A 14,612-nucleotide genomic window follows, 5' to 3' on the forward strand; every position below is an offset into this window, starting at 1 on the left:
CACCCTGCCCGCTCCGCAACCGAGCGCCCCGGTGGTCGTGCCCTCGTCGCAGCGACCCGAGCCGTGGGCAACGGCGCCGGGAAACGAGCTGGCAGCCCGACCTGGCACCGAGGTCGCCTCCCGATCGCATGGCGAACTGACCCCTACCGGCTCTCCCTGGGTCGTCCACCGCGACCTGCAGCTCGACCCCGACAGCCGCATCGTGCTGATCGAGGGCATCGAACTCGACCTCACTCGCACGGAGTTCGACCTCCTCGCGACGCTCATGGAATCCAAGCGGCGCGTGCGCAGCAAAGCGGACCTGACGCTCGTCCTGCGCGGTGAGTCGTACGTCACCAGCTACTTCGTGGGCGAGGCCGACAAACGCGCCATCGAGGCTCACATGACCAACCTCCGCCGCAAGCTCGGCGACAACCCCGCCAACCCTCGGTACATCGAGACGGTGCGCGGGGTCGGCTACCGCCTCACCTCGGAGCTCATGGCTGCGCCCTGACGCGCCGACCCCTGACGTCACGGATGCCTCGACCCTCCCCAGGGCCGAGGCATCCGTTCTTCTCTGATGCGTTCGGGTCGCGATCAGACCTTGTATCCGTGGTGGCGACGGACGAGCTTGGAGAACATGAGGAGGGTCTGCAAGACGGTGACGACACCGACGATCGGCCAGCCGATCCAGAGGATCGAGGACTGCACCATCGGCCCGACCAGCACCCAGATGACGGCGAGGGCGATCGCCACCGCGATGAGCACCACCATCGGCGCCCAGTGACCGAGCCCGCCACCGCGCTCGGCCTTGGCCTGCATCGCCCAGTTGTCGACCTTCTTGCGCGAGAGGAAGCGTGTCCAGGAGCGGACGAAGTGGCTGATGCGGATCCACATGAAGATCTCGGCGGGGAAGAACAGCACGGCGAACAGCACATCCGTGCGGTCGCAGGAGGCCATCGTCCGCGCGATACGCAGGTTCAGAAGCATGGCGACCGCCGGCGGGATGAGCCACAGTGGCGAGAACACGAACGCACTGATCGAGAGCGACCCCGCCAACAGGGTCAAGAACGCCACCCGCACGAAGAGGTTGGTGAGCATGCCGAAGTTCTCGAACCAGCGCAGTCGCAGGTTGGGATGGAACGGCTGACCCTTGGTGTCGCCGCGCTGTCCGGGCCACATCAGCTCGATCGCGCCGTACGTCCACTTGACCTGCTGGGCGTCGTACCCCGACAGAGTCGTCATGCCCCCGACGTTGGCGCGGGCGTACGGGCTGATCTTGGTGAGGTACCCGGCGCTCTTGATCTGCAGGGAGAGGAGCGAGTCCTCCACCTCGGAGTCCTTCACCCACGGTGTGATCTGGTGGTTCTGCTTCATCGCCTCGCGCAGCGCGTTCGTCGAGAAGATCGAGAACTGCCCGCCGAGAACGGCCATGTTGCGGCCGCGCAACAGGTTCTGGAGGTTGAACGCGGCGAACTGGGTGCGCTGTCCGGCGGTGAGGAAGCGCGCGACAAGACCCTTGATGGGCTTGTCGTCGATCGTGTAGATCGCCGAGATCCCGCCGATACGGGAGTCCGAGACCGCCTCCGTCTCGAGGTACTCCACGGCCCTGCTGTCGGCGATCGTGTCCCCGTCGACGCCGAGCAGGTAGTCGTAGCCCTCGACGAGCGAGTAGCCGTAGTTGAGGGCGCCGACCTTCTTGTCCGGGTTCTTGCCGATGTCGTGGACGAACACCTCGGTGAACTGCTCGCCGAGGTCGGTGGTGATCTCGTGCGGTCCGCTGTACTCCGAGGCGATCTTCACCGTGGCGTCCGAGGTGTTGTTGACCACGACATGGATGACGTCGGGAACGCGGGTCTGCCCGAGCAGGGCCTCGATCACCTGAGAGATCGACTCCTCCTCGTTGTACGCCGGGATGATGCACCCGATCGTCGAACGGTGGACGGTGGCGTGCTCCAGGACCGAGGCGAAGTCGTCGGCGAAGCCGTGCTCCTCGACGACGTAGCCCGCACCGGCCATGGGGTGGGTCAACGCTCGCGTCTGGGGAGCGTAGCTACGCGCGTCGGTCATGGCGGTGTCTTCCTGTCGGAGGGTGGCGGTTCAGCCGTGTCTCACTCTGGTAGGTTCGCCGCAAGGCCAACGCCGCACATGACCACCGTCCCCGCAAGGTTTCCGCAAGATTCCCCCGGGGCCCCGGCACAGGAAGAGCTTCGACGATGGTCGTCCTCGACCTCCTCGCCGCCATCGCCGCGGCCGCCGTCGCGGGGGCGGCATTGTTCCTGGCCCACGGCCGGCACGGAGACGACCGCGGAGGTCCGCGCGCAGAGCTGGTGCGCTACATGGGCGTGGCAGCCCTCGCGGCCCTCGCGTGCGCTCTCGCGAATGTCGTCGAGATCGTCGGCGGCGGGACCTTTGCCGCCGCCGTGGGCAACGCCACCAACGTCGTGGCGGTGGGCCTGGCGTGGAGCGGCGCCCGGCGGCTGAACGCCCGCCGCGCGATCGGGGCTGCCACGACGGCGGCCGGCGGCATCCTGATGCTGGGTCTCACGTTTGTCATGCCCCTCGACGACGCGACGTTGGTCAAGACCGGCGCCATCGCGGTCCTCAGCGCGCTGGCCGCCGCCGAGTTCAGCCGGCGACCTCTGAGCGAGCTCGCCGGGTCGCGAGTGCTCGTGGTGACCCTCGTCGCCTTCGGCTCCTACAACCTCTACCGACTCGTCGTGGCCTCCCTCACGGGGATGCCGTCGGCGCTGTGGCAGCACACCGCCTCCGCGCAGGTGACGACGGTCCTGAGCGCACTGGCCATCGTCGGTATGGGGTACGGGTCGGTACGGCTGGGGCGCGAACTCGACGACGACCCGACCCCCGGTACCCGCGCGCACGACCGCGGGGCGCTCCGCGCCGCCGCGGGTGACCTGCTCCGCTCCGGCGACCGCATCGGCGTCATGATCGTGCGCATCCCCGAGATCGACCTCATCCGCGCCGCGCACAGCTCCGAGCGCGCGGAAGAGATCGTGATGGTGCTCGCGGATGCGGCGAAGGAGACGATGCCAGGGTCCTCCCCCGGCGTCCCCGCCCGCGACACCGTCTTCATCGTGCACCCGAAGTCGGCGCCCCGGCCCGGGGCCGAGGACGATCTGCGGCACGCATTCGCCGGCCACATGCCGCTGATCGACTACTCCGACGTCCCGGATCTGTCGTTCGAGCACCACGCGGTGAGAGATCTGCACGACCTGTCGCTGCTCATGGAGAGCCGGCGGCTGCGCCCGGGTTCGGGGGCGTTGCCGCGCCCGTGAGACGGCTTCGCGGCGTTCAGCCCTGGTTGCCGCTCTGGCCCCACCCCGGGGCACGACCGGTGCTCGTGCCCGAGCCGGCCGGCGCGGGCGAGCCCGACGATGAATCACCGTCGAAGATCGCAACGGGGAGGTACTGGTAGACCGTCTGCTGCGTGAAAGAGGCGTCGGAGTTCGCCGTTCCCTCCACCGCGATGTTCAACGCGAACTCGAGCGTGATGCCGTACGTGTCGGCGGGGAGCTGACGGATAGAGGTCGTCGGCACCAGGAGACCGCCCTGGAAGCTGTTCAGGAGCAGACCGCGATCGGAGCGGAGCGTGTCCGAGGGCACGAGCGTGCGCGGGTCGGCGCTGAACTGGAAGGGATTCGACACCTGGCCGCCGGCCTGCGCGGTCTGCGACGTGACCGATACCGAGGAGATGTACACGCGACGCTTCTGGGCCAGGACCGCCTTCTCATCGACACGGTGGTCGTGCACGTTGAGGGCGAAGCCGAACTGCTTCTCGTTCGAGGAAGTCCACTCCATCGTGCGCTTGGGATCGACGGCCCAGACGTCCAGGCGCAGTTCGAGACCGTCCGCGACCTCCGAGGACAGCGACACCGAGCCGTCGTAGGTGAACCGGGAGTCGAACGGCATCGCCGTGGGCGACGATTGCGGAACGGGCGTGGACACCACGACCGGCTGTCCCCCGCCGGAGGTCTGGGCCTGGAGGGCGTTGAAGGCATCCACGACCTGGGTGCACCCCGTCAGGGTGACCGAGCTTGCGAGCGCGACGGCGAGAGCGAGAGCGCGCACGGGACGACGGCGAGAGGGGCTGCTCACGGGTATCTCCTGAGTCTGAGGGCGCGGGCTGCGCAGAGGTCGACGAACGACCATCACGCTGCGGGATGCAGGCCTCAGGGGGAGTCTGACCGGACGACGCGACGGGTAGGACGCGAAAGGGCGAGCAGAGACAGGATGGCGCGCAGAAGACTACACCATCGTCTATACACTCGATCACATGGCAGCCGCGAGGAGCGTTCAGCCCGCGACGTCGCCGGGCAGCTCCGACACCGACGACGCCAGCGGGCCGAGCAGCCGCACACGCTCTGTCTGGCTGCTGCAACTGGTCCTGGGGGCCAGCGTCATCATCACGGTCCTGCTCGTGCAGGCGCTCGATCCCTCGCTGTTCGCGGTGTGGACCTTCTCGAGCGGAGTCGGTGTCGTCATCGCCCTCACCGCGGTGGCGATCATGGTTCCCTGGCATCGCCTGCCACGCAATACGGTGGCGCTCGTCCCCTTCGGGGACATCATCGGAATCGGCCTGCTGAGCTTCGGAACCGACCTGCGCTTCGGGTACTTCTGGGTCTTCCCCATCACCTGGATCGCCACGCATTTCATCCTGAGCATGATGATCGCTTCGCTGGCGACCGCCGGCGTCATCATCGTCGCGGATGCCGCGGTCAACGGCGTCGGCCCGGCGGCGACGCTACGACTGACCGTCGTGATGCTGTCGCTGACCTTCATCGGGATCACGGCGTACATGTCCTCCCGGCAGACCCGCGCGTTCAAACAGCTGCTCCGCCGCCAAGCCACCCGGCTGCAGGGCACTCTGCAACGGGTCACCGGCCAGGAGCGCCGGGTCTCGCAGATGCTCAACGGTCTGGACACGGGAATCGCCCGGCTCTCCGTCGACGGCGAGGTCCTGGCCCTCAATGACACCTACGTCAGTCTGTACGGGATCGATCGCGACGATCCGTCTCGGCCCGGCGGCGCGGTCGAGTACGCCGCGCTCCGCGGCGAGCCGCTGGCAGAGTCGGAGCGCCCTTTCACCCGTGCGGCGAGGGGAGAGCAGTTCGAGGACGAACGGGTCTGGCTGTTCGATGCGCAGGGCAACTGGCACGCGTTGTCCGCCTCGACGCGTCGCCTCGTGTCGTCGGACGAACCCGAGAGCAGCCTGCTGATCGTCCACGACGTCACCGCGCTCATCGAGGCCGAGCGCGCCCGCGAACGCCTCGCCGCCACCGTGTCGCACGAGCTGCGAAACCCCCTCACGGCGATCATCGGACATGCCGACCTGGCGCTGGACGCCCCCGACCTCTCGCCGAAGGTGCGTGAACAGCTGGATGTCATCGTCGGAGCCGGCGAGCGCATGCAGACGCTGATCTCGGAGATCCTCGTCAACTCGCGGGGAGTCTTCCGCGACGAGAAGGCGGCCACGACGACGGATGCCACGCGCATCATCGCGTCGTCGCTGGAGTCGTTCCGTCCTGCTGCCGCCGCCCGGCGCGTGAGCGTGAGCGAGGACCTCCCCGCCTCGGCCGAGGTCGTAGGCGACGGCTTCCGTCTGCGTCAGGCGTTCGACAACATCCTCAGCAACGCCATCAAGTACACCCCCGGCGGGGGAAGCGTGCACATCTCGATCAGGGTGTCCGATGACCACGTGGAGTTGACGTTCGCCGACACGGGGATCGGCATCCATCCCGATGACCTGCCCCGGATCTTCGACCCCTATTTCCGTGCCCGGGCGGCTCGCGAGAGCCCCACACCGGGGACGGGACTGGGCATGGGTATCGTGCGCGGGATCGTCGAGGAGCAGGGCGGATCCCTCGAGCTCGAGAGCGAAGTCGGCACGGGGACGACGGTGACGGTGCGGCTGCCTTCGCCCTCGAAGGCCCGCAACGTATGACCGTGCAGCAGACGCTGGAGAACCTCGGTCTGGCGCAGGCCACCATGGCCACCCTTGCCACGCTGATGGTGATCAGCCTGGGCTTCTTGCACCGCCCTTCCCGGGCCTCGCTGCTGTGGTCGCTGGCCTTCGTCCTCGCGATGTCCAGCACGTGGGTCTCGGTGGCCGGCTCGGTCATCGGTGACGAGGCGATACGGCGCTCGGGGCTCGGTCTCATGCTCGGCGCCCCCGCGCTCATCTGGGCGGGTTTCCGTGCGCGGCGGGGTGTCCGGGCCCTCCCGTGGATCGCCGTGGTCCAGTCGATCGCGAGCGCCGGGGCCTTCATCGCCGCGGGCGATCTGGGTGGCTACGGGATGACGTTCCGACTGGCGTTCCTGGGTGCCGCGGTGTTCGCCGGGCTCACGATCCTGGAGATCCGCCGTGCCGCCGACGGGCTGGAGAGGCTCGCACTCCCCCTCATGATCGTCTCGACGGGCTTCGTCGGGCTCGCCGTCTCGATCGTCGTGGCGGGACTGGTCTTCCCCGCCAACGCTCAGGACCTGCAGCTCCCCCGGATCCTGAACAGTCTGGGAATGCTGGTCTACCTCGTGTGCGCGACCGTCAGCCTGCTGTATTTCAGCTCGGTCTCACCCGTCGGCGAGCGATCATCGATCTCGTGGCCGCAATTCGCGGTGACCGCGTCCGATCGTCTCGCGCGAGCGCGACGGGCGCAGGAGAGCTCGTGGGCGATACTCTCCATCCGCCTCGACGATCCCGATCAGATCCGCAGCACGACGGGCGAGAGCAGCTGGATCCGGATCGTCTCGACGTTCGAGGCCCTCGTCGCCGACACCATGCCGGCCGAGGCCGACCTGGGACGTCCGGCGCGGGGACGCGTGGTGGTGCTGGTGTGCCGCCCCGGACCGGTGCTTCGCGAGCACGTGCGGACCCTTCTGCGGAGATTGACGGAGGCGGATTCCGACGGGGTCGACATCCAGCTCTCGGCCAGTGTCGGATGGGTCCCGGCCGAGTCGGCCCAGTACGACCTGACCACGCTCGTGGAGCGCGCCGACGCCGCCGCCCTCATCGCCACCGGCCTCGGCGGCGACCGGTGGGAGCGCGTGCGCGCCTGATCAGTCGGCGGGAGTGGCGGCGGACCGCGCGATCGCGACGGTGATCGAGTCGCTGGCGGTCTGTTTGGCGAACTCGCTCGAGGTCGGCGTCGTCTGCAGGAGGAACTCGTAGGTGAACTGCAGGGTGACGAATGTGGCGTCGGCGGGAACCTCTCCGACGTTGAACGTCTGGGAGTAGCTGTACGGCGACAGCACGAGATAGCCCGGCGGGTTGCCCTGATCGGTCTGGGGTGCGAGGGGCGCGAACGACTGCGTCTCGTTGCCGGGGACCGCCGTCATCGTCGCGCGTTGGAGGTAGACCTTCTGCCCGTCGTCCGGCGTGACGGTGGTGGCCATCGAAATGCTCACCGGCTTGAGGGCCGTCGGAGTCCAGCGGTCCATCGCCAGCGTCGACCAGTAGTTCACCGTGGCAGCGATGGCTCCGGCGGCGACCTGGCGCTCCGTGGAGCCGCTGGAGAGATCGTTGGGCACCGGCGCGGGCACCGGCACGACGGCCGCCGACGGGGTGGTCGACGGCGCAGCCTGTCCCCCGCCCTGGGCCCATGGCGGAGACCCGCATCCGGCGAGCACGACCATCGTCGCCCCCGCAACGATCGCGCCCAGCGCGGCACGGCCGCGTCGCACCCGGTGCCCCATGCATCCTCCTGTGGTCTTCCGTCGAGTCTAGGCGGCGAGGGGCGCTCCGGCCCCGGAGCGCCCCTCCGGGGGGGGCCTAGGGTGCTGGCGTGAGTTCTCGAACCTCCCGTGCCCGCGGCACCGCAGAACGCCTCTTCGTCGCCCTCACCGTGACGATGCTGGTGTCCGCGGCGCTCGGAGCGGTGTGGATCACCGTGCGCGGGGGCCTCGCTCTCCACCACCTCTCCGCGGCCCGCGCCGCGATGACCGGTGCCCCGACCGACGACCCCCTCGCCGCGGCCGCCCTCCTGCGGTCGACGGCGGACGACGTCGCCGCGGCGCACGCCCTGACCGACGACCCGATCTGGGCCGCGGCGGGATCGCTCCCGTGGATCGGCCCTCAGCTGACGGCCATGGCACGCGTCGCCTCCGCCACCGACCGCGCGGTCGGTGCTCTCGCACCGCTGCAGGAGGTGGCATCCGCCCTCTCGTCCGGCTCTCTGCGCACCGACGACGGCAGATACGACCTCGACGTGGTGGCATCCTGGGAGCCCGGGGCGCGCGCGGCCGCCACCGCCCTCGCCGACGCGAGCGACGAAGTGTCGTCGGTGGATCCCGATGACCTGCTGGAGCCGATCGCCGCACCGCTCGTGCACGCATGGGAACTCCTCGCCCGCGCGCGCGACGGAGCCGACGCCCTCCACCGCACGACCCTGCTCGTGCCGGGCATGCTCGGCGCCGACGGGACGCGGTCGTACCTGGTGGTGTTCCAGAACAGCGCGGAATGGCGTTCCCTGGGCGGGGTCGTGGGAGCAGTTGCGCAGATCGACGCCGACGACGGGCGCCTCGCCCTCGGCGCGCAGGCGTCGTCGACGGATTTCCAGGATGCCGGTGGCGAACCCGTCGCCGACCTGCCCGAGGGTCTGCGTGCGCTGTTCGACGATCGTCCTGCCCGCTTCGTGCAGAACGTGACGCAGGTGCCCGACTTCACCGTCGGGGCCTCGGTCGCGAGAGAGATGTGGCGCCGACAGCACGGTGTCGAGGTGGACGGGGTCGTCGCGGTCGACCCCGTCGCGCTCTCGTACCTCTTGCGCGCGACCGGTCCGGTGACACTCCCCTCGGGAGACGTGCTCACGAGCGAGGATGCCGTCCCGCTCCTGCTCGACGAGGTGTATCGGCGCTACGACGACCCGAAGCGTCAGGACGCGTTCTTCCAGTCCGCCTCCGCCGCCGTCTTCGAGGCGGTGGTCGCCGGTCGAGCCGAAGCGCGTGCGCTCGTCGAGGCTCTCGATCAGGCCGCGCGCGAGCGCCGTCTGCTCGTCTGGAACGCCGATCCCGCCGCACAGGCCGTGCTCGACGGCACCGACCTGCAGGGAGCGCTGCCCGGGAATGACGCCGGTCGCACCTCGTTCGGCGTCTACGTCAACGACGGCACGGGCTCGAAGATGGACTATTACATGCGGCTCGGGGTCGCCACGGCGTGGTGCTCCGACGCCACGGCGGCGCTCCGCGTGACTCTGCGCAACGAGGCCCCGGATGCCGAGTCCCTCCCGGACTACGTGACAGGCGGCGGCGCCTACGGTGTACCGCCCGGCCAGACGCTCACCGGCGTCTACGTCTACCTTCCGCGGGGTGCGCTGATCGAGGGGCGGCGCACCACCGGAACCGGCGCGCCGACCGGCTTCTCCGGTGGTGACGACGGTGGCCACGAGGTGATGAAGTGGTCCGTGCTCCTGGCACCCGGGGAGTCCGCCACCCTCGACCTGCGTGTCGCGACGCCCGCGACACCCATCCTGGAAGCGCGCGCGACGCCGACCCTTTACGCAATGGAAACCCCCGCCGGTGGTGCCTCGTGCGCGGATGAGGGATAGTCGAACAGACGGATCCGCATCGCGCTGTGGGGGCGCGATCTCCGCCGAACTGCCGCACGTGCCGTTCTCGGATACGTGTCCTCTAGCTAGTGGGTGCCGCATGAAATTCACGTTGGTCCGTTCCGTCGCCCTCGCAGCCCTCGTCGCGGGTGCTGCCCTCGTCCTCCCGGCCACCGCTTCGGCGGAGACCACCGCCGACACGCCAAAGGATGCCACCACCCACGCCTCGGCCACCTGGTCCGATGCCGGGACCGGGCCCGCTCTCGGTTTCTGGATCGGCGGCGGAACCCTCGCGCTCGCGGGTGGGGCCATCGCGGTCGGGGCGACGGTACGACGCCACCGCCACGACCCCCAGACCTGAAGACGTCGATCGCGAAGGGCCGTCCGCATCGAGGGCGGCCCTTCGCAATCACCGTCGCGGTGAGGTGATATCCGGCAGCTCCCCGCGTGAACTTCGCTGGCCCCCGACGATGTCGGTCGCGCCGCCTCGGAAGACTGGCTGCACGAGCGGCATCACATCGATGCCGTTCTCGACCGCATACCCGGCCAAACCCGCCACCGAGATGGGCCCACCATGAAGAACACGATCCTCCGTGCCGCCGCAGCGCTCTCGTTGGCGGCCGTCGCGCTGATGGCCCCGACGGCCGCCAACGCCTACACCGACCCCGCCGTCGTCATCGCCACCCCGAGCACGATCACCGCGGGCAGTACCAGCACCTTCACCACCGACCTCGCCCCGTACGACGCCTCCGAAGAGATCCTGATCTCGATCACGGGCGAGAACGCCGGCGGCGCGAAGCTCGCCATGGTCAAGGCCGCCGTCGAGACCAACGCGACCCTGCGCACCCGCGCCGTGCAGGGCAAGCTGAACGTCCCGATCGCCTTCCCCTCGAACGGCATCGGCACCTACGATCTGACGTTCACGGGCGTGACGAGCAAGGTCGTCCTGCACTCGCGTATCACCGTCGTGGCGCCCGGCACCAAGACGCCGTCCAAGGCCGGTCTCGCGGTCACCGGTATCGCCTCCGACGACACCGTGGGACTCTGGATCGCCGGAGGCGCGCTGGTCGTCGCCGGAGCCGCGGTCGGGATCGGGGCGACCGTCCGCCGACGCCGCCACACCGCCTGACAACCGCGAATACGAGAAGCGGGGGTCGTCCATCCGGACGGCCCCCGCTTCTCGTGCTCGCGGTTCCTCAGGAAGCGAGAGCCGAGCGCGTCCCCGGCACCTCGGCCGTGATGAGGATCGGCAGGTGGTCGCTGAGCCCCTGGGGCAGGGTGCGGATGTGTGCGATGTCGAAGCCGATCGACGTCGCGAAGTCGTAGTGCCCGCGGAAGAAGCGGTACCGCGTGTAGGTGCGGGAATCGCTCAGCGTGAGCTCGTACCCCTGATCGCGCACAGCCTGGCCGAGGTTCTCCTTGAAGACGGGGTAGTTGTAGTCGCCCACCATCAGGGTCGGAAGCCCCGGACCGAGGTTCTGCAGCTCGGCCAACGCGGTGCGGATCTGATGCCGGCGCAGGGAGTTGAGCGCCGTGAGCGGGGCCGCATGGAACGACGCGACGATGACCTCGTGCCCGTCATCGATGTCGCGCAGCCGCACGCCCAGCATGCGCTCCTCCGCAGGCTTGAGGACGTAGTCGTGCAGCGACTTCTTCAGGGCGATCGAGCGCACATCCACCGCACGGAACGTGTTCTCGCGATAGTAGACGGCGAGCCCCAAGCGGTTGCGCTGCGTGGCCTCTGCCAGTCGCAGCCCCGATATCTCGGTCGGGATGTCGCGGGTGTCGCACTCCTGCAGACACAGGAGATCCACCGCATGGGCGTCGACGAGAGCGGCGAGCTCCCCCGCCGCGCGATGCTTGCGCAAGTTGTACGAGATGACCTTCATGGCGAAGCCAGCCTAGGACGCCGAGCCCCGGAGCTCACCCAGGGTTGCCAAACCCTCAGGAACTGATTCCGTCCGCATCGCGACGATTGCGCGTCTGCTCCGCGCGGGATGCCAGCAGTTCGTCAGAGGGGTACCCCACCTCCGCCAGGACGAGACCGCGCGCGGCCAGAACCTTCGTGTCCGGGGTGCGCGCACCCGCGTCACGGATGTCCAGGACGCGGTCCACGTCTATGCGCCCCTCACCCACTGCCACGCACGCGCCGACGAGCGCGCGCACCATGCTGTGGCAGAACGCATCCGCGCGGACATTGGCCGTGACCGCGCCGTCGGCCGCGCGATGCCAGTCGAACTCGAGGAGCGTCCGGATCGTCGTGGCCTCCTCGCGGGCTTTGCAGTACGCGGCGAAATCGTGGAGACCGATGAGGCTGCGGGCAGCGGCATCCATCGCCTCGACGTCCAAGTGCGCCTTGACGCTCGTCGTTCGGGCCCGGTCGAGGGGGTCATAGCCGGTTGTGAGGTCAGCGATGCGATACGAATACCGCCGCCACACGGCGGAGAAACGGGCATCGAAGCCCTCGGGCGCCACGGAGGTGCGCCGCACCGTGACGTCGGGATACGCGCCGAGAACGCCCCTCACACGGCCGGCCAGCGCCGCCACGGCATCGGTCTCGTCACCGTCACGCCGTCGACGGGGCAGACGCGCGAGCTGGTCGACGTCGAGATCGAGGTGCGCCACCTGTCCGGAGGCGTGCACTCCGGCATCCGTCCGCCCGGCCACCACCAGGCGCGGCTCCCCTCCGAGGATGCGGGTCAGCGCGTCCTCGATCGTGCCTTGCACCGTGCGCAGTCCGGGCTGACGCGCCCACCCGCGGAAATGCGTGCCGTCGTAGGAGATGTCGAGACGGATGCGCACCTATCCAGCCTAGAGGCACGGCCCCGGAGACGACTGAGGCCCCCTCCCGTCCGGGAGGGGGCCTCAGTGCGAGAGGGAGAGGGTTTACGCCTTGGCGTCGCCCTCGACCGCGTCCTCGGCGGCAGCCTCGGCCGCCGCGCCTTCTTCCGGCGACTCGGCGCCGGCGTCGGCGGCCTCGTCGACGGCGGGCGTCTCGTCAGCGGCGGTCTCCTCGGCGGGAGCCTCCTCCGCGGCGGGGGCAGCGGCCGCGGCGGGCGCGGCAGCAGCCTTGGCGGCGGACGGCTTCTTCGTGACGGGCTCGAGAACGAGCTCGATCACAGCCATGGGGGCGTTGTCGCCCTTGCGGTTGCCGACCTTGGTGATGCGGGTGTAGCCGCCCTCGCGGTCAGCGACCAGCGGAGCGATCTCGGTGAAGAGGGTGTGCACGACCTCCTTGTCACCGATCACCGAGAGAACGCGGCGACGAGCGTGGAGGTCACCCCGCTTCGCGAACGTGATCAGTCGCTCGGCGAGCGGACGCAGGCGCTTGGCCTTGGTCTCGGTCGTCTTGATCGACTTGTGGGTGTACAGGGCCGCCGCGAGGTTGGCGAGAAGCAGGCGCTCGTGGGCCGGGCCGCCGCCGAGGCGGGGTCCCTTCGTGGGCTTGGGCATGTCGTGTTACTCCAGTGGGAAGGTTCGGTCGGGTCCGACGGGTCAGACGGTCTCGTCGTCGTAGCCGCCGAAGAACTGGGCGCCGTCGAAGCCGGGCACCGAGTCCTTGAGCGACAGGCCGAGCGAGGTGAGCTTGTCGCGCACCTCATCGACCGACTTCTGACCGAAGTTGCGGATGTTCATCAGCTGGGTCTCGGAGAGGGCGACCAGCTCCGAAACGGTGTTGATGCCCTCGCGCTTGAGGCAGTTGTACGAGCGCACCGAGAGGTCGAGGTCTTCGATCGGCATCGACAGCTCGTTCGAGAGGACGGTCTCGACCGGCGCGGGGCCGATCTCGATGCCCTCGGCCTCGACGTTCAGCTCGCGCGCCAGACCGAAGAGCTCGGTCAGCGTGCGGCCAGCCGATGCCACGGCGTCGCGGGGAGCGATCGAGGGCTTCGACTCGACGTCGAGGACGAGCTTGTCGAAGTCGGTACGCTCACCCGCACGCGTCGCGTCGACGCGGTAGCTGACCTTGAGAACGGGCGAGTAGATCGAGTCGATCGGGATCTGACCCGCCTCGGCGTACTCGTTGCGGTTCTGGGTCGCCGAGACGTAGCCGCGGCCACGCTCGATCGTCAGCTCGAGCTCGAACTTCGCCGTGTCGTTCAACGTGGCGATGACCAGCTCGGGGTTGTGCACCTCGACGCCCGCGGGAGCGGAGATGTCGGCCGCAGTGACCTCGCCGGCACCCGTCTTGCGCAGGTACGCGGTGATGGGCTCGTCGCGCTCGCTCGAGACCACGAGCTGCTTGATGTTCAGGATGATCTCGGTGACGTCTTCCTTCACGCCCGGGATGGTGCTGAACTCGTGCAGGACGCCATCGATGCGGATGCTCGTGACGGCCGCGCCGGGGATCGACGACAGGAGGCTGCGACGCAGCGCGTTGCCGATCGTGTAACCGAAGCCGGGCTCGAGCGGCTCGATGACGAAACGGCTGCGGAACTCCCCGATCTTCTCCTCGGTCAGAGTGGGACGCTGTGCGATGAGCACTATGTGTTCCTTTCGATCACGTGCCCGCTATATGACACGTGTAATGGGGTGAGGTGTTGAGTTGTACTCGTCGGATGCCGCCCGCCCGGGGGCGTCACGGCATCCGAATGCGTGGGGTGCGCGAAAGCGCGAGCGTTCCCGGGGAGCGACGAGCACTCCCCGGGAACGATGCGTCAGACGCGGCGGCGCTTCGGCGGACGGCAGCCGTTGTGCGCCTGCGGCGTCACGTCCTGAATCGAGCCGACCTCGAGGCCGGCAGCCGTCAGCGAGCGGATCGCGGTCTCGCGGCCCGAACCCGGGCCCTTCACGAAGACGTCGACCTTCTTCACGCCGTGCTCCTGCGCCTGGCGGGCAGCGGACTCTGCAGCCATGCCTGCGGCGTAGGGCGTCGACTTGCGCGAGCCCTTGAAGCCGACGCCGCCGGACGATGCCCAGCTGATGACGGCCCCGGAGGGGTCGGTGATCGAGACGATGGTGTTGTTGAACGTCGACTTGATGTGGGCCTGGCCCACAGCGATGTTCTTCTTCTCCTTGCGGCGCGGCTTGCGCGCGGCGGACTTGGCCTGTGCCATGTGCGGTTCTCCTGGA

The 14,612-nt window shown here is 69.0% G+C and carries 15 protein-coding genes; 7 read left to right on the forward strand and 8 right to left on the reverse strand.

The genetic code is table 11. The annotated features are described in order from the left end of the window. Positions 1-493, forward strand: a 493-nt coding sequence (locus FE256_RS08335; RefSeq protein ID WP_138174630.1) for a winged helix-turn-helix domain-containing protein, incomplete at its 5' end; no start/stop codon positions are given. Positions 494-576: 83 nt separating this feature from the next. On the opposite strand, the gene FE256_RS08340 is transcribed toward FE256_RS08335, so the two are convergent. Continuing rightward, on the reverse strand, positions 577-2,049 hold the full coding sequence (locus FE256_RS08340; RefSeq protein ID WP_138174632.1) for a glycosyltransferase family 2 protein: 1,473 nt from the start codon (positions 2,047-2,049) through the stop codon (positions 577-579). A gap of 146 nt (positions 2,050-2,195) precedes the next feature. Here FE256_RS08340 and FE256_RS08345 point away from each other — a divergent pair, with 146 nt between their 5' ends. After that, positions 2,196-3,275, forward strand: a complete 1,080-nt coding sequence (locus FE256_RS08345; protein WP_138174634.1) for a hypothetical protein — start codon at positions 2,196-2,198, stop codon at positions 3,273-3,275. A 16-nt stretch (positions 3,276-3,291) separates the two neighbouring features. On the opposite strand, the gene FE256_RS08350 is transcribed toward FE256_RS08345, so the two are convergent. Next, positions 3,292-4,095 (reverse strand): fructose 1,6-bisphosphatase, encoded by an 804-nt coding sequence (locus FE256_RS08350; protein WP_252370945.1) that lies wholly within the window; start codon positions 4,093-4,095, stop codon positions 3,292-3,294. 178 nt (positions 4,096-4,273) lie between these two features. Between FE256_RS08350 and FE256_RS08355 the strand changes: the two genes are divergently transcribed. After that, positions 4,274-5,941, forward strand: coding sequence for a sensor histidine kinase (locus tag FE256_RS08355; protein ID WP_138174638.1), 1,668 nt, complete (start codon positions 4,274-4,276; stop codon positions 5,939-5,941). 2 nt (positions 5,942-5,943) lie between these two features. Next, the gene (locus FE256_RS08360; RefSeq protein ID WP_138174640.1) at positions 5,944-7,053 is read left to right on the forward strand and encodes a nucleotidyl cyclase domain-containing protein; all 1,110 of its coding nucleotides are present in this window, start codon (positions 5,944-5,946) and stop codon (positions 7,051-7,053) included. On the opposite strand, the gene FE256_RS08365 is transcribed toward FE256_RS08360, so the two are convergent. Beyond that, positions 7,054-7,689 (reverse strand): hypothetical protein, encoded by a 636-nt coding sequence (locus FE256_RS08365; RefSeq protein WP_252370946.1) that lies wholly within the window; start codon positions 7,687-7,689, stop codon positions 7,054-7,056. An 89-nt stretch (positions 7,690-7,778) separates the two neighbouring features. Here FE256_RS08365 and FE256_RS08370 point away from each other — a divergent pair, with 89 nt between their 5' ends. From FE256_RS08370 to FE256_RS08380, 3 genes are all read left to right on the forward strand, one after another. Then, positions 7,779-9,539 (forward strand): DUF4012 domain-containing protein, encoded by a 1,761-nt coding sequence (locus FE256_RS08370; RefSeq protein ID WP_138174642.1) that lies wholly within the window; start codon positions 7,779-7,781, stop codon positions 9,537-9,539. Between the two features lie 100 nt (positions 9,540-9,639). After that, complete coding sequence (locus FE256_RS08375) at positions 9,640-9,900, forward strand: hypothetical protein (RefSeq protein WP_138174644.1); 261 nt, start codon at positions 9,640-9,642, stop codon at positions 9,898-9,900. A 213-nt stretch (positions 9,901-10,113) separates the two neighbouring features. Continuing rightward, the gene (locus FE256_RS08380; RefSeq protein ID WP_138174646.1) at positions 10,114-10,668 is read left to right on the forward strand and encodes a hypothetical protein; all 555 of its coding nucleotides are present in this window, start codon (positions 10,114-10,116) and stop codon (positions 10,666-10,668) included. Positions 10,669-10,735: 67 nt separating this feature from the next. On the opposite strand, the gene FE256_RS08385 is transcribed toward FE256_RS08380, so the two are convergent. The 5 genes from FE256_RS08385 to rpsK all read right to left on the reverse strand — a co-directional run bounded on the left by FE256_RS08385 (position 10,736) and on the right by rpsK (position 14,596). Further along, complete coding sequence (locus FE256_RS08385; RefSeq protein WP_138174648.1) at positions 10,736-11,428, reverse strand: endonuclease/exonuclease/phosphatase family protein; 693 nt, start codon at positions 11,426-11,428, stop codon at positions 10,736-10,738. Between the two features lie 55 nt (positions 11,429-11,483). Further along, positions 11,484-12,341, reverse strand: coding sequence for a tRNA pseudouridine(38-40) synthase TruA (gene truA, locus FE256_RS08390; protein ID WP_138174650.1), 858 nt, complete (start codon positions 12,339-12,341; stop codon positions 11,484-11,486). 84 nt (positions 12,342-12,425) lie between these two features. Then, positions 12,426-12,992, reverse strand: a complete 567-nt coding sequence (gene rplQ / locus FE256_RS08395) for a 50S ribosomal protein L17 (protein WP_138174652.1) — start codon at positions 12,990-12,992, stop codon at positions 12,426-12,428. 42 nt (positions 12,993-13,034) lie between these two features. Continuing rightward, positions 13,035-14,024, reverse strand: a complete 990-nt coding sequence (locus FE256_RS08400) for a DNA-directed RNA polymerase subunit alpha (RefSeq protein WP_022879045.1) — start codon at positions 14,022-14,024, stop codon at positions 13,035-13,037. Positions 14,025-14,197: 173 nt separating this feature from the next. Beyond that, positions 14,198-14,596, reverse strand: a complete 399-nt coding sequence (gene rpsK / locus FE256_RS08405; protein ID WP_013583990.1) for a 30S ribosomal protein S11 — start codon at positions 14,594-14,596, stop codon at positions 14,198-14,200. Between the last annotated feature and the right edge of the window lie 16 nt (positions 14,597-14,612).

This window comes from Microbacterium sp. 5K110 (genome assembly GCF_005774735.1).
Lineage (GTDB): Bacteria > Actinomycetota > Actinomycetes > Actinomycetales > Microbacteriaceae > Microbacterium.

Bases quoted from the DNA above. Each gene is read 5' to 3' on its own strand.
- rpsK (WP_013583990.1), bottom strand. From the start codon at position 14,596: ATGGCACAGGCCAAGTCCGCCGCGCGCAAGCCGCGCCGCAAGGAGAAG.
- FE256_RS08345 (WP_138174634.1), top strand. From the start codon at position 2,196: ATGGTCGTCCTCGACCTCCTCGCCGCCATCGCCGCGGCCGCCGTCGCG.
- FE256_RS08340 (WP_138174632.1), bottom strand. From the start codon at position 2,049: ATGACCGACGCGCGTAGCTACGCTCCCCAGACGCGAGCGTTGACCCAC.
- rplQ (WP_138174652.1), bottom strand. From the start codon at position 12,992: ATGCCCAAGCCCACGAAGGGACCCCGCCTCGGCGGCGGCCCGGCCCAC.
- FE256_RS08375 (WP_138174644.1), top strand. From the start codon at position 9,640: ATGAAATTCACGTTGGTCCGTTCCGTCGCCCTCGCAGCCCTCGTCGCG.
- FE256_RS08385 (WP_138174648.1), bottom strand. From the start codon at position 11,428: ATGAAGGTCATCTCGTACAACTTGCGCAAGCATCGCGCGGCGGGGGAG.
- FE256_RS08365 (WP_252370946.1), bottom strand. From the start codon at position 7,689: ATGGGGCACCGGGTGCGACGCGGCCGTGCCGCGCTGGGCGCGATCGTT.
- FE256_RS08355 (WP_138174638.1), top strand. From the start codon at position 4,274: ATGGCAGCCGCGAGGAGCGTTCAGCCCGCGACGTCGCCGGGCAGCTCC.
- FE256_RS08380 (WP_138174646.1), top strand. From the start codon at position 10,114: ATGAAGAACACGATCCTCCGTGCCGCCGCAGCGCTCTCGTTGGCGGCC.